This is a genomic window from Flavobacterium psychrotrophum, assembly GCF_003403075.1.
In the GTDB taxonomy this organism is placed as follows: Bacteria; Bacteroidota; Bacteroidia; order Flavobacteriales; family Flavobacteriaceae; genus Flavobacterium; species Flavobacterium psychrotrophum.
Genome location: NZ_CP031557.1, coordinates 386,587 through 399,823, shown reverse-complemented (window position 1 = coordinate 399,823; position 13,237 = coordinate 386,587). Strand labels below are relative to the sequence as shown.

The window sequence follows — 13,237 nt, the reverse complement described above, 5'->3', positions numbered from 1 at the left end:
TTGTTGTTAGTTAGCTTCTTCTACAGAAACTAAGTGTTTAACTTTGTTTACCATTCCAAGGATAGCAGGAGTAGCATCGTGCTCAACAACTTGCCCAAGCTTACGAAGACCAAGAGACTCAAGAGTCAGCTTCTGAGTTTGAGGACAGTTGATCTTGCTCCTTACTTGTTTTACTTTAATTTTTCCCATGATTTCCTTTGAATTAACCTTTAAATACTTTTTCTAAAGAAACGCCTCTTTGTTTTGCAACAGTCGCAGCGCTCCTCATTTGTAGAAGGGCATCAAAAGTAGCTTTAACAACATTGTGAGGGTTTGAAGAACCCTGAGATTTAGATAATACATCGTGAATACCTACTGATTCAAGTACTGAACGTACTGCACCACCGGCAATTACACCTGTACCATGAGAAGCAGGCATTAGTAGCACACGTGCACCACCAAATTTACCTTTTTGCTCATGAGGAACAGACTGTCCGCTTAGAGGAATTTTCACAAGGTTTTTCTTGGCATCTTCAACAGCTTTAGCAATAGCCTCAGACACGTCTTTAGATTTACCAAGGCCATGGCCTACTACACCGTTCTCATCACCTACAACAACTATTGCAGAAAAGCCGAAAGCTCTACCACCTTTAGTTACTTTAGTTACACGGTTAACAGAAACCAGACGATCTTTAAGTTCAAGGCCGCTTGGTTTTACTATTTCTACGTTTTTATAATTATGATACATAATTTCTTCTTAGAATTTAAGTCCGGCTTCCCTTGCGCCTTCCGCTAATGATTTAACACGTCCGTGGTAAAGGTAACCTCCCCTATCAAAAGAGATAGTCTGGATACCTGCCTGTAACGCTTTTTCAGCGATAAGTTTACCTACTGCAGCAGCAGTTTCGATGTTAGTGCCTTTAGTAACACCTTTGTCTCTTGAAGAGGCAGCGGCTAAAGTTACACCATTTACATCATCTATGATTTGAGCATAGATTTCTTTATTGCTCCTGAATACAGAAAGTCTTGGGTTAGCAGCAGTTCCGCTTACAATCTTTCTGATCCTGAACTTAATTCTTTGTCTTCTTTCAGATTTGTTTAATGACATGATCTTTATAATTATTAAGCTGATTTACCTGCTTTTCTTCTCAATACTTCACCTACAAACTTAACACCTTTTCCTTTGTAAGGTTCTGGCTTACGGAAAGAACGAATCTTAGCCGCTACCTGACCTAAAAGTTGTTTATCAAAAGATGTAAGTTTTATGATAGGGTTTTTACCTTTCTCTGATACAGTTTCTACAACTACCTCAGAAACCACCTCAAGAACAATGTTGTGAGAGAAACCAAGAGCGATATCCAGTTTTTGACCCTGGTTAGACGCCCTGTAACCTACACCTACAAGCTCAAGACTTTTTGTAAAACCTTCAGAAACACCTACAATCATGTTGTTTATAAGTGATCTGTATAAACCGTGCTTAGACCTGTGATCTTTATGATCAGAAGATCTTTCTACTATAACCTGACCATCCTCGATTTTAACTGTAACATCAGAAAATTCCTGAGTAAGCTGGCCATTTTTTCCTTTTACTGTAACAACATTTCCGTTAACCTCTACAGTTACACCGGCTGGTATTGCTACTGGATTTTTACCTATTCTTGACATCGTATAAGTCTTTTTAGATTAGTATACGTAGCAAATTACCTCGCCACCTACGTTAAGTTGTTTTGCTTGTTTACCAGTCATCAATCCTTTTGATGTAGAAACGATAGCAATACCTAATCCGTTAAGGATCCTTGGTAGGTTGTCAGCACCTGCATATTTACGTAAACCCGGTTTACTGATTCTCTGGATATCTTTAATTACACTCTCTTTAGTCTCTTTGTCGTACTTAAGAGCGATTTTGATAACACCTTGCACAGTGTTGTCTTCAAATTTGTAACTAAGGATGTATCCTTGGTCAAACAAAATCTTAGTGATTTCCTTTTTTAGGTTAGAAGCAGGGATTTCTACCACTTTGTGGTTTGCCCTTACTGCATTTCTAACCCTGGTTAAAAAATCCGCGATAGGATCTGTATACATATTAATTGATTTGCGGTAACGGTTTTCGGCCCTATAGGGCCGAACCTGTTACCAATTTATACTCTTTGATATTATTACCAGCTAGACTTCTTAACGCCCGGTATTAAACCGTTATTAGCCATTTCACGGAAAGTAACACGTGAAATACCAAACTGACGCATATAACCTCTTGGCCTTCCTGTTAGTTTACAACGGTTGTGCACACGTACAGGTGAAGCATTTTTAGGTAGTTTTTGAAGTCCTTCGTAATCACCAGCTTCAAGAAGGGCTTTACGTTTTTCTGCATATTTAGCTACCGTAGCTATCCTTTTAACCTCACGGGCTTTCATTGATTCTTTAGCCATGTCTTAGTTCTTTTTAAAAGGTAAACCTAGTTCTGTTAATAATGACTTCGCTTCTTTATCGGTTTGTGCCGAGGTTACAAAGGTAATATCTAATCCTGATATTTTGTTAACTTTATCAATATCAATTTCAGGGAAAATGATTTGCTCAGTTACACCCAGGTTATAATTACCCCTACCGTCAAAACCGGTAGCCTTAATACCGTTAAAATCACGCACTCGCGGTAATGAAGCTGTAACCAGCCTGTCAAGGAATTCATACATCCTCTCACCACGAAGGGTAACTTTAGCGCCAATTGGCATACCTTTTCTTAGTTTAAACGTAGCAACGTCTTTCTTAGAAATGGTAGAAACCGCTTTTTGGCCGGTAACTTTTGTAAGCTCTTCTACTGCATAGTCGATAAGTTTCTTATCAGATACAGCGGCGCCAACACCACGGCTTAAAACGATTTTCTCAAGTTTAGGAACCTGCATTACGTTTTTATAACCGAACTCTTCTTTAAGTGCAGATACTACTCTGTCCTTATATTCTTGTTTTAATCTTGGTATGTAAGCCATCACTATAATACTTGATTAGATTTTTTTGAAAACCTCACGTTCTTATCTCCTTCTTTCCTAACACCTGTTTTTGTAGTTTCCTTAGTTTTAAGGTCTACAAGTGCAATGTTAGAAATATGGATAGGAGCCTCTTTCTTAACGATACCACCCTGTGGGCTTTTAGCGCTTGGCTTTGTGTGCTTAGACACAAGGTTAACACCTTCTACGATCGCTTTGTTTTTCTCACGAAGTACACGCAGTACTTTACCTTCGCTACCTTTATGGTCTCCGGCAATTACCCTTACGGTGTCTCCTGATTTTATTTTTAGCTTTATCATCTTAATAACAATTAAAGCACTTCAGGTGCTAATGATACAATTTTCATGAATTGTTTTTCACGAAGTTCCCTTGCTACAGGACCAAAAACACGCGTACCTCTCATCTCACCGGCAGCATTTAACAATACGCAAGCGTTATCGTCAAACCTGATGTATGATCCGTCAGCACGGCGCACTTCTTTTTTGGTACGTACAACAACTGCGGTAGAAACAGCACCTTTTTTAACGTTTCCGTTTGGTGTTGCATCTTTAACTGCTACCACAATTTTATCTCCAACAGAGGCATAACGACGTTTCGTTCCTCCTAATACACGGATAGTTAAAACTTCCTTAGCTCCCGTGTTATCTGCTACTTTTAGTCTCGATTCCTGTTGTACCATAATTACTTCGCTCTTTCAATGATTTCAACTAACCTCCAACACTTGGTTTTACTTAAAGGACGAGTTTCACTTATCCTTACCCTGTCTCCAATGTTACAGTCATTTTTTTCGTCGTGTGCTACAAACTTCTTAGTTTTTAGTACGAACTTACCATATAATGGGTGTTTTACTCTAGTAGTTTGGGAAACCACAATTGATTTCTCCATTTTGTTACTGGTAACAACACCTATACGCTCTTTTCTTAAGTTTCTTTTTTCTTCCATCTTTCAGCAGAATACAATTATTGTAACTCTCTTTTGCTTAGCTCAGTGGCTACTCTCGCTATTGACCTGCGTACAGACCTGATCTGTAGTGGGTTTTCAATTGGAGTAATAGCATGGGCTGATTTTAGGTCGGCATATGTTTTCTGTAACTCACCAAGTTTACCTTGTAACTCAGCTGCAGATAGATCTTTAATGTCTGATTGTTTCATAATAATTTTGGATTATGCTTCGAAATCTCTTGCAACGATAAACTTAGTTTTTACAGGAAGCTTCTGTGCAGCCAGGCGAAGTGCCTCTTTAGCTACAGACAGAGGTACGCCTCCTACTTCAAACATAATTCTTCCTGGTTTAACAACGGCAGCCCAGTATTCAACTGCACCTTTACCTTTACCCATACGTACCTCAAGAGGCTTTTTGGTGATAGGCTTATCCGGGAATATTTTAATCCATAATTGACCTTCCCTCTTCATGAAACGGGTTGCCGCGATACGGGCAGCCTCTATCTGACGAGAAGTGATAAAAGACGAATCTAAAGATTTTATACCAAACATACCATTAGAAAGTTCGTGACCTCTTTGAGACACGCCTTTCATTTTACCTTTCTGTACCTTACGGTATTTTGTTCTTTTAGGCTGTAACATTACTTCTTTGGTTTAAAATAATTACTTTCTTTTGCGTTGGTTAGGTTTACCACCATCCCTGTTCGGCCTTCCGCCTTGAGGTCTGTCCTGAGATCCTGAAGGTTTAGACTGTTTTTTGTCCATACCTGCTAACGGGGAAAGATCTCTTTTACCGTAAACTTCACCTTTCATGATCCATACTTTGATACCCATCCTGCCATAAGCAGTGTGAGCTTCAGCCAAAGCATAGTCAATGTCGGCTCTGAAAGTTGATAAAGGGATACGACCTTCTTTGAACATTTCAGAACGTGCCATTTCAGCACCATTCAAACGACCTGAGATCATCACCTTAATACCTTCTGCATTCATACGGATAGCAGCGGCAATAGCCATTTTGATAGCCCTTCTGTAAGAGATACGGCTTTCGATCTGGCGGGCAATGCTTGTACCTACTAAGTAAGCATCAAGTTCTGGCCTTTTAATTTCAAAGATGTTGATCTGAACCTCTTTGTCGGTAATTTTCTTAAGTTCTTCTTTTAGCTTGTCTACCTCCTGGCCACCTTTACCGATAATAATACCGGGACGGGCAGTGGTGATAGTAACGGTTACAAGCTTAAGGGTTCTCTCGATGATTACCTTACTAACACTAGCTTTAGATAAACGGGCATGGATATACTTTCTGATCTTGTGATCTTCGGCAATTTTATCGCCGTAATCGTTTCCGCCATACCAGTTAGAATCCCAACCCCTGATGATACCAAGGCGATTTCCTATTGGATTTGTCTTTTGTCCCATACTGTTTATTAATTGCTTTGTGTATTATTGTTTGTAGCTCCAAGTACGATAGTAACGTGGTTAGAGCGTTTCCTTATCCTGTGGGCGCGACCTTGTGGTGCTGGCCTAAGCCTTTTTAGCATCATTCCGCCGTCTACCCTTATTTCTTTTACAAAAAGACCAGCTTCTTCAAGGCTTTCTTCTGCATTCTTTTGCTGCCAGTTATTAATGGCGCTAAGAAGCAGTTTTTCAAGCTTGCGTGAAGCCTCCTTAGAGTTAAATTTCAATATATTAAGGGCTAATTCTACCTTCTGTCCCCTTACCAGGTCAGCAACTATGCGCATTTTCCTAGGTGAGGTAGGGCAGTTGTTCAATTTTGCAAAAGCAATTGACTTATTAGCCTCTTTTCTTGCATCTGCTGCTTCTCTTTTACGAACTCCCATTGCTATTATTTTTTACCTTTGTTTTTAGCACCAGCATGACCTCTAAAAGAGCGTGTTGGTGAAAATTCTCCTAATTTATGACCTACCATGTTCTCTGTTACATAAACCGGTACGAATTGACGACCGTTGTGTACTGCGATAGTCTGTCCAACAAAATCGGGGGTAATCATAGAAGCGCGAGACCAGGTCTTTACAACACCTTTATTACCTTTTTCGATATTTTCCTGAACTTTCTTATCTAACTTATAGTGAACGAAAGGTCCTTTCTTTAATGAACGTGCCATATCTTACTTATTATTTCTTTCTACGTTCTACGATATACTTATTACTCGGGTTAACTTTAGAACGTGTCCTGTAACCTTTAGCCGGAAGACCTTTCCTAGAGCGTGGGTGACCTCCAGAAGAGCGTCCTTCACCACCACCCATTGGGTGATCAACAGGGTTCATTGCTACCGGCCTTGTTCTTGGCCTACGGCCTAACCAACGAGACCTACCTGCTTTACCGCTAACGATAAGCTGATGATCTGAGTTAGATACTGCTCCAATTGTTGCAGAACAGGTTAACAAGATAAGTCTTGTTTCTCCAGACGGCATTTTAATTGTAGCATATTTACCGTCCCTTGCCATTAGCTGAGCAAATGTACCTGCACTACGTGCAATTACAGCTCCCTGGCCCGGGCGTAGTTCGATGCAAGATATAACGGTTCCAAGAGGAATTTTACTCAAAGGCATAGCATTACCAATTTCCGGAGCAGCATTCTCTCCAGAAGTTACAGTTTGGCCAACCTGAAGTCCGTTTTGTGCAATAACATAAGTTTTAGCACCATCAGCATAATACAATAAAGATATAAATGCTGAACGGTTTGGATCGTACTCGATAGTTTTAACCGTAGCAGGAACTCCAGCTTTAGTACGTTTAAAATCGATAATACGATACCTTTGTTTGTGACCACCGCCTGTATAACGCATGGTCATTTTTCCTTGACTATTTCTACCGCCTGAGTTTTTTTTCGGTGCGATCAAAGAACGCTCCGGCTTATCAGTTGTGATAGTGTCAAAGCTATTCACAACTCTAAAACGCTGACCCGGGGTAATAGGTTTTAATTTTCTAACTGACATGTTCTATTAGATATTATTATAAAAATCTATTGTTTCACCTTCTTTTACCTGTACAATTGCTTTTTTGTAAGCACTTGTTTTACCAGAGATTAAACCACTCTTAGTGTATTTAACCGTTCTATCAGCCCTGTAATTCATGGTGTTAACTTCAGTAACAGATACACTATAAGCAGCCTCTACAGCATTCTTAATTTGTATTTTGTTAGCTCTTTTATCAACAACAAAACCAAAACGGTTAAAAACTTCACCGTCTTTTGTTATTTTTTCAGTTACGATAGGTTTAATTATGATACTCATATCCCTATTATTTGCTTAAATTTTCTTCAATTCCTGCTAACGACCCCTCTAAAAGAACCAGACTGTTTGCGTTAAGTATCGCGTAAGTACTTAATTCTGAAGAAGTTACTACACTAGAAGCCTTCAAATTGCGTGAGGACAAATATACATTTTTATTTGTATCACCCAACACAAATAAAGATTTTTTATTCTCTAACCCTAAAGCTTTCAAAACGTTAATGAAATTTTTAGTGTTTGGCGCATCAAACTCAAAGTTCTCAACAACCACTAAATTTGACTCTTTTGCCTTAAGTGCGAATGCCGATTTACGAGCAAGACGCTTAAGATTTTTGTTAAGCTTGAAAGAGTAGCTTCTTGGCCTTGGGCCAAAAATAGTACCACCACCTTTAAACAATGGGTTTTTGATAGAACCTGCACGTGCAGTACCTGTACCCTTTTGTTTTTTGATTTTGCGTGTACTACCTTTTACTTCAGCTCTTTCTTTAGCTTTGTGCGTACCCTGACGTTGATTAGCAAGATATTGCTTAACATCAAGATAAACAGCATGCTTATTAGGCTCAATTGCGAATACTGAATCAGAAAGGGTTACCGTTCTGCCAGTTTCTTTTCCGTTGATATCTAATACTTTTACTTCCATTACTTCTGAATGATTACGTAAGAGTTTTTGTGTCCTGGTATAGCACCCTTAACAACGATAAGGTTTTTATCCGCAACCACTTTTAAAACTCTAAGGTTTTGTACTGTTACATTGTCTCCTCCTGTTCTTCCTGCCATACGCATCCCTTTGAATACCCTTGATGGATAAGATGACGCACCCACAGAACCCGGCGCCCTAAGACGGTTGTGCTGACCGTGTGTAGCTTGTCCAACACCACCAAATCCGTGACGTTTTACAACACCCTGAAAGCCTTTACCTTTAGAAACACCCTGAACGTCTACAAATTCTCCTTCAGCGAACAAATCTACAGTGATAGTATCACCAAGTTTGTACTCTGCTTCAAATTCCTTGAATTCAACGACTTTTTTCTTAGCAACAGTACCCGCCTTTTTAAAGTGGCCGGCTTCCGATTTTACGGTTTGCTTTTCTTTTTTGTCATCGAAACCAAGTTGTAACGCTTCATACCCGTCAACCGCGTTGGTTCTGACTTGGGTAACAACGCATGGGCCAGCTTCGATAACTGTACAAGGAATGTTTTTCCCGTTTTCATCGAAAATACTGGTCATGCCGATTTTTTTACCAATTAACCCAGACATAGATTATTATTATTAATTATTAAATTCCCTTCAATTTGAAATAATAGAATACTCCAAACAGGGGTGCAAAAGTAATTATTAAAACGGGAAAATCAAACAGTTACAAAAAAATAAATGAAAATTATCCGACTTACTGTAATTAAGCCTCTTTATACCCAGGAAAAACCTTTAAAAATAGCCTAAAAAAAATCTCTGGAGGTAAATACTCCAGAGATATATCACATGCACAAGAATCTACTCTGTTTTTTTTTGCATTTCGACAGGCTTTGACTGTGGTTTGTGCGCATATAACACTATCGCCGGAGCCACTAAAGCACTCTTAGGCGGTGTTGAAAAGAAACGATAAGCGTACTCATAATTATACATAGCATTCATGTTAGCTATAAAATCAGTCGTCCCGTCTTTCTTATACCCATCAGCCATACGTGAATAATAATTAGTCTGGTTAGACATCTGGAACTTAATTTTTGTCTGTCTATCCAACTCAGGAGTATACTTTCTACCGTTTTCATCATAATAACCAATTAACTGTATCCACACAAACATCTTTTTAGTAGAAGGCAGGTGAAAGTCATTCGGCAAAGCTACCTCAATCTTATTTTTATCTGTCGAATTAAGATATAAGGTATCTGTCGAAAAAATAAGTTCACCGGGCTTAGCAAGCTGAAAACCCTCGTGCACATACTCCTCATCAACACTGTTAAAGTTCACCTTATATGCAGTTCTAACTTTTACCTTCTCTACATAAAAAGCCAGCTTATCTAAAACATAGTCCTGCGGTGTCCCATTAAAAAAAATTAAACCATAAACCAACTCATTCTGAATTTTCGACGATTTTCTTTTAACAAACCTATTGGCTTCCCCCAGTAATATCTCTTTCTTATTACCCGAACCAATCACCACCTCGTCCAGATAAAATATTTTCTTAGTAAGATAAAATACAGAATCCATATGTTGTTTTGAAACACCCAGGGTTTCATAATCTACCCTGGACAATGTGATGGAATCAAACACAACATCGGGACTGATAGCAGTAACTTTATCTGACAAGGTTATAGCACTATGCACAACCTTTTTATTTTTAAATAGTGAATAGCTTACATCTTCAATAAACTCATGAGTATCTTTATCAATGGTGATGAATACCTGACCAAAAGCAGGCATTGATATTGAAATAAAAAATAAAAAATAAAAAACATTATTTCGCATAGGATATTTTGAGTAGAATTACACATACAAGGAGTCATCTAAAAAGGAAAACCCCGAAAATTATTAAGGCTTTTCGGGGTTTAGATTGCTTTTTAAGTAATAAAACATATTTAATTGATGCCGAGTTATCAAATTCACACCAAAAAATAGAAATACAACAATTAGATTTCCTCTCTAAATTTATTTCGGCTGGGTTTTTATCCATTCCTCATAAGTAGTGTCACAAGGAATTGCTAATGCAAGACCATTACTACTGCGTGGATCAAGAACAATCAACTCCTTAGTGAAAGCTATCCCTAATACAAAATACTGTCTAAAAACCTGTCTATAACACTTACCTTGGTATGGGTACGGAGGACCATATGTGTAATGCCAATCCAATGTTTGATTCGAAGGCGGATCAATGTGACCAGGATCAGTAATAACCTTTATAAGATCAAAACCTTTGGTACCAGCATAATCAGGAGACAAATTAACATCTACAAGTTTAATAACATTCGAAGTTTTATAATCTACAATTTTAGCAGTATAGTTATCTCTATTTATATCTACAAAAAAAAGTGCCGTATGTGTTGCGTTATCAGCAACTTCATATGCATGAGCATCTGTTTCAGCACCTACAAAAACCTCGGTAACAGTATAAATTTTACCCGAAGCTGATTTACTCAAAGCTGAAGCCGTTCCAATTTTAACATTTACAGATTCACCCATCCTGACATTTTGCCCATAAGATGATTTTAAATATGTACTTATATCTGAAGCAAGCTCTTGAGTAGCGCCTACCTCATTATCATTAGAACAACTAATAAAAAAACCTACACTAAAGCATAGTGCAATTAAATTAAAAAAGAAATTAATTTTTCTCATTGTGGTTGATAAGGTGTTAAATTATGCCTACTATCATTAAAAGGGTTTCTGTTCGGCTTATTCCCCTGTAATACAACAACAAAGTAGTAAATATAAAAACGCCTTAATTCATTTTGTGATAATTTTAACAAGAAATAATCCAATAATTAATTGTTAAATTATTTCTTATAGAAAAGAAGAAAATATAAATAAACTAACAAATATTAAATACCAATCAGGCTATCAAAAACAATCCTAAAAACAAAAAACCCGGCCAAAAGCCGGGTTTTTATATATAAGGTGAAATTATCACACTTTTATCTCTACTTCTACACCACTAGGAAGCTCTAATTTCATTAGGGCATCGATAGTTTTTGAAGATGAACTGTAGATATCAAGAAGCCTTTTGTATGAACTAACTTCAAACTGCTCCCTAGATTTTTTGTTTACGTGCGGAGAACGCAGTACGGTAAAAATCTTTTTGTGGGTAGGCAACGGAATTGGTCCTGTTACTACTGCTCCTGTACTTTTTACAGTCTTAACGATCTTCTCTGCAGACTTGTCTACCAGGCTATGATCGTATGATTTTAATTTTATTCTGATCTTTTGACTCATTTTCTTGTAAATTAAGCGTTTCCTTTAGCTTTTTTGATAACTGCCTCTGAAATGTTAGAAGGCGTTTCTGAGTAGTGCGAAAACTCCATTGTTGAAGTTGCACGACCCGAAGAAAGCGTCCTTAGCGTAGTTACATAACCAAACATTTCTGATAGTGGAACAAAAGCTTTAATGGTTTTAGCACCAGCTCTGTCACCCATATCATTAACCTGGCCACGACGACGGTTAAGGTCACCCACGATATCACCCATGTTCTCTTCCGGAGTAATAACTTCCATTTTCATTATTGGCTCAAGGATAACAGCACCGGCAGCACGGCCAGACTCTTTGTAACCCATTTTAGCAGCTAATTCAAAAGAAAGCGCATCACTATCCACAGGGTGGAAAGATCCGTCAAGAAGCGTTACTTTAAGACTGTCCACTTCATAACCGGCAAGAGGGCCTTGTTTCATAGCAGCTTTAAATCCTTTTTCGATAGATGGGATGTATTCTTTAGGAACGTTACCACCTTTTACATTATTTATAAACTGAAGACCTACAACACCTTCGTCTGCCGGCTCAATAATAAACACGATATCAGCAAATTTACCACGTCCACCAGATTGTTTTTTGTAAACTTCCCTGTGTTGTGCAGACCTTGTAAACGCTTCTTTATATTCAACCTGAGGCTCGCCCTGGTTTACTTCAACTTTAAACTCACGACGCATCCTGTCAACAAGGATATCAAGGTGAAGCTCACCCATACCAGAGATGATAGTTTGGCCAGAAGCCTCATCAGTCTTAACCTGGAACGTTGGATCTTCTTCAGCAAGTTTTGCTAAAGCCATACCCATTTTATCCACGTCAGCTTTTGTTTTAGGCTCAATCGCGATACCAATTACCGGAGCAGGGAAATCCATACTCTCAAGTACAATTGGGTTTTTCTCATCACAAAGCGTATCACCCGTTTTGATATCTTTAAAACCTACTGCCGCTCCAATATCACCTGCCTCGATGTACTCGATAGGGTTTTGCTTGTTAGCATGCATCTGGTAGATACGAGAGATACGTTCTTTGTTGCCAGAACGTGTGTTAAGCACATAAGAACCTGCATCAAGACGGCCAGAGTAAGCCCTAAAGAAAGCCAGACGGCCTACATAAGGGTCAGTAGCAATTTTAAATGCAAGAGCAGCAAATGGCTCTTTTACATCCGGCTTGCGAAGTATTTCTTCGTCAGTATCAGGATTTGTTCCTACAATACCTTCTTTATCCATTGGAGAAGGAAGATATTTACAAACAGCATCAAGCATGAACTGAACACCTTTGTTTTTGAATGAAGAACCACAAATCATCGGTATGATAGCCATATCGATAGTTGCTTTCCTTAATGCATTGTTGATTTCTTCCTCTGTAATAGAGTTTTCATCTTCCATGTATTTTTCAAGCAGGTTTTCATCATAAGCAGCAACTTCTTCAATAAGCTTACTCCTTAATTCCTTAGCTTCTTCTACAAGATCTGCAGGAATAGGAACAATATCAAAAGTAGCTCCCTGTGTAGCATCATGCCAAATAATAGCCTGGTTTTTAACTAAATCTACAACACCTTTAAAATCATCTTCTTCACCAATTGGTAAAGTGATCGCAACGGCGTTAGATTTTAGCATATCTCTAACCTGGTCGCATACGTTAAGGAAGTTAGAACCCTGACGGTCCATTTTGTTCACAAAACCCATACGTGGTACCCTGTAGTTATCAGCAAGCCTCCAGTTAGTTTCAGATTGAGGCTCTACACCATCAACAGCACTAAAAAGGAATACTAAACCATCAAGAACCCTAAGAGAACGGTTTACCTCTACGGTAAAGTCAACGTGCCCCGGGGTATCAATAATGTTAAAGTGGTAACCCAGAGTTTCTGGCAACGCTTTACCTTGCTCTGTAGGAAAATTCCAGGTACAGGTAGTAGCAGCAGAAGTAATGGTAATACCCCTTTCCTGCTCCTGAGCCATCCAGTCCATAGTAGCAGCACCATCGTGCACCTCACCTATTTTGTGAGATTTACCGGTATAGAACAAGATACGCTCTGTAGTTGTTGTTTTACCAGCATCGATGTGAGCAGCGATACCAATATTTCTTGTATATTTTAAATCTCTTGCCATTTTAT

Annotated in this window: 23 protein-coding genes; all 23 read right to left on the bottom strand. The window is 38.6% G+C overall.

Annotated elements, in window-relative coordinates; genetic code table 11:
- Positions 1 to 6: 6 nt before the first annotated feature.
- Positions 7 to 189: a 50S ribosomal protein L30 gene (gene rpmD, locus DYH63_RS01645; RefSeq protein WP_116787140.1), complete on the bottom strand. Its 183-nt coding sequence runs from the start codon at positions 187 to 189 to the stop codon at positions 7 to 9.
- A gap of 13 nt (positions 190 to 202) precedes the next feature.
- Entirely contained in the window at positions 203 to 727 is a 525-nt protein-coding gene (rpsE, locus tag DYH63_RS01640; protein ID WP_116787139.1) for a 30S ribosomal protein S5, read from the bottom strand.
- Positions 728 to 736: 9 nt separating this feature from the next.
- Positions 737 to 1,087: a 50S ribosomal protein L18 gene (gene rplR / locus DYH63_RS01635; RefSeq protein WP_116787138.1), complete on the bottom strand. Its 351-nt coding sequence runs from the start codon at positions 1,085 to 1,087 to the stop codon at positions 737 to 739.
- Positions 1,088 to 1,101: 14 nt separating this feature from the next.
- Positions 1,102 to 1,644 carry a 50S ribosomal protein L6 gene (rplF, locus tag DYH63_RS01630; RefSeq protein WP_116787137.1) on the bottom strand — a complete coding sequence of 181 codons (543 nt, stop codon included), beginning with the start codon at positions 1,642 to 1,644 and terminating at the stop codon, positions 1,102 to 1,104.
- A gap of 18 nt (positions 1,645 to 1,662) precedes the next feature.
- A complete protein-coding gene (gene rpsH / locus DYH63_RS01625) occupies positions 1,663 to 2,061 on the bottom strand; it encodes a 30S ribosomal protein S8 (protein WP_116787136.1) in 399 nt (132 codons plus the stop codon).
- A 74-nt stretch (positions 2,062 to 2,135) separates the two neighbouring features.
- Positions 2,136 to 2,405: a 30S ribosomal protein S14 gene (gene rpsN, locus DYH63_RS01620; protein ID WP_116787135.1), complete on the bottom strand. Its 270-nt coding sequence runs from the start codon at positions 2,403 to 2,405 to the stop codon at positions 2,136 to 2,138.
- 3 nt (positions 2,406 to 2,408) lie between these two features.
- Positions 2,409 to 2,960 (bottom strand): 50S ribosomal protein L5, encoded by a 552-nt coding sequence (gene rplE / locus DYH63_RS01615; RefSeq protein ID WP_116787134.1) that lies wholly within the window; start codon positions 2,958 to 2,960, stop codon positions 2,409 to 2,411.
- Between the two features lie 2 nt (positions 2,961 to 2,962).
- Positions 2,963 to 3,277, bottom strand: a complete 315-nt coding sequence (gene rplX / locus DYH63_RS01610; RefSeq protein WP_116787133.1) for a 50S ribosomal protein L24 — start codon at positions 3,275 to 3,277, stop codon at positions 2,963 to 2,965.
- Positions 3,278 to 3,288: 11 nt separating this feature from the next.
- Positions 3,289 to 3,657 (bottom strand): 50S ribosomal protein L14, encoded by a 369-nt coding sequence (rplN, locus tag DYH63_RS01605; RefSeq protein WP_116787132.1) that lies wholly within the window; start codon positions 3,655 to 3,657, stop codon positions 3,289 to 3,291.
- A 2-nt stretch (positions 3,658 to 3,659) separates the two neighbouring features.
- Positions 3,660 to 3,920 carry a 30S ribosomal protein S17 gene (gene rpsQ / locus DYH63_RS01600; protein ID WP_116787131.1) on the bottom strand — a complete coding sequence of 87 codons (261 nt, stop codon included), beginning with the start codon at positions 3,918 to 3,920 and terminating at the stop codon, positions 3,660 to 3,662.
- 17 nt (positions 3,921 to 3,937) lie between these two features.
- Complete coding sequence (gene rpmC, locus DYH63_RS01595) at positions 3,938 to 4,129, bottom strand: 50S ribosomal protein L29 (protein WP_116787130.1); 192 nt, start codon at positions 4,127 to 4,129, stop codon at positions 3,938 to 3,940.
- Positions 4,130 to 4,141: 12 nt separating this feature from the next.
- On the bottom strand, positions 4,142 to 4,561 hold the full coding sequence (rplP, locus tag DYH63_RS01590) for a 50S ribosomal protein L16 (protein ID WP_054407931.1): 420 nt from the start codon (positions 4,559 to 4,561) through the stop codon (positions 4,142 to 4,144).
- 21 nt (positions 4,562 to 4,582) lie between these two features.
- Positions 4,583 to 5,335, bottom strand: coding sequence for a 30S ribosomal protein S3 (gene rpsC / locus DYH63_RS01585; protein WP_116787129.1), 753 nt, complete (start codon positions 5,333 to 5,335; stop codon positions 4,583 to 4,585).
- Between the two features lie 8 nt (positions 5,336 to 5,343).
- Positions 5,344 to 5,757, bottom strand: coding sequence for a 50S ribosomal protein L22 (gene rplV / locus DYH63_RS01580; protein WP_116787128.1), 414 nt, complete (start codon positions 5,755 to 5,757; stop codon positions 5,344 to 5,346).
- A gap of 5 nt (positions 5,758 to 5,762) precedes the next feature.
- Positions 5,763 to 6,041, bottom strand: a complete 279-nt coding sequence (rpsS, locus tag DYH63_RS01575; RefSeq protein ID WP_014085019.1) for a 30S ribosomal protein S19 — start codon at positions 6,039 to 6,041, stop codon at positions 5,763 to 5,765.
- 10 nt (positions 6,042 to 6,051) lie between these two features.
- Positions 6,052 to 6,876 (bottom strand): 50S ribosomal protein L2, encoded by an 825-nt coding sequence (rplB, locus tag DYH63_RS01570; protein ID WP_116787127.1) that lies wholly within the window; start codon positions 6,874 to 6,876, stop codon positions 6,052 to 6,054.
- A 6-nt stretch (positions 6,877 to 6,882) separates the two neighbouring features.
- Entirely contained in the window at positions 6,883 to 7,173 is a 291-nt protein-coding gene (gene rplW, locus DYH63_RS01565) for a 50S ribosomal protein L23 (protein WP_116787126.1), read from the bottom strand.
- A gap of 7 nt (positions 7,174 to 7,180) precedes the next feature.
- A complete protein-coding gene (rplD, locus tag DYH63_RS01560; RefSeq protein WP_116787125.1) occupies positions 7,181 to 7,810 on the bottom strand; it encodes a 50S ribosomal protein L4 in 630 nt (209 codons plus the stop codon).
- A complete protein-coding gene (rplC, locus tag DYH63_RS01555) occupies positions 7,810 to 8,427 on the bottom strand; it encodes a 50S ribosomal protein L3 (protein WP_116787124.1) in 618 nt (205 codons plus the stop codon). The genes rplD and rplC overlap by 1 nt, the downstream gene beginning before the upstream one ends.
- A gap of 234 nt (positions 8,428 to 8,661) precedes the next feature.
- The gene (locus DYH63_RS01550; protein ID WP_162926886.1) at positions 8,662 to 9,636 is read right to left on the bottom strand and encodes a hypothetical protein; all 975 of its coding nucleotides are present in this window, start codon (positions 9,634 to 9,636) and stop codon (positions 8,662 to 8,664) included.
- A gap of 180 nt (positions 9,637 to 9,816) precedes the next feature.
- Positions 9,817 to 10,503 (bottom strand): hypothetical protein, encoded by a 687-nt coding sequence (locus DYH63_RS01545; protein ID WP_116787122.1) that lies wholly within the window; start codon positions 10,501 to 10,503, stop codon positions 9,817 to 9,819.
- A 288-nt stretch (positions 10,504 to 10,791) separates the two neighbouring features.
- A complete protein-coding gene (gene rpsJ / locus DYH63_RS01540; RefSeq protein WP_020213633.1) occupies positions 10,792 to 11,097 on the bottom strand; it encodes a 30S ribosomal protein S10 in 306 nt (101 codons plus the stop codon).
- 11 nt (positions 11,098 to 11,108) lie between these two features.
- A complete protein-coding gene (gene fusA, locus DYH63_RS01535) occupies positions 11,109 to 13,232 on the bottom strand; it encodes an elongation factor G (RefSeq protein WP_116787121.1) in 2,124 nt (707 codons plus the stop codon).
- Positions 13,233 to 13,237 lie beyond the last annotated feature (5 nt).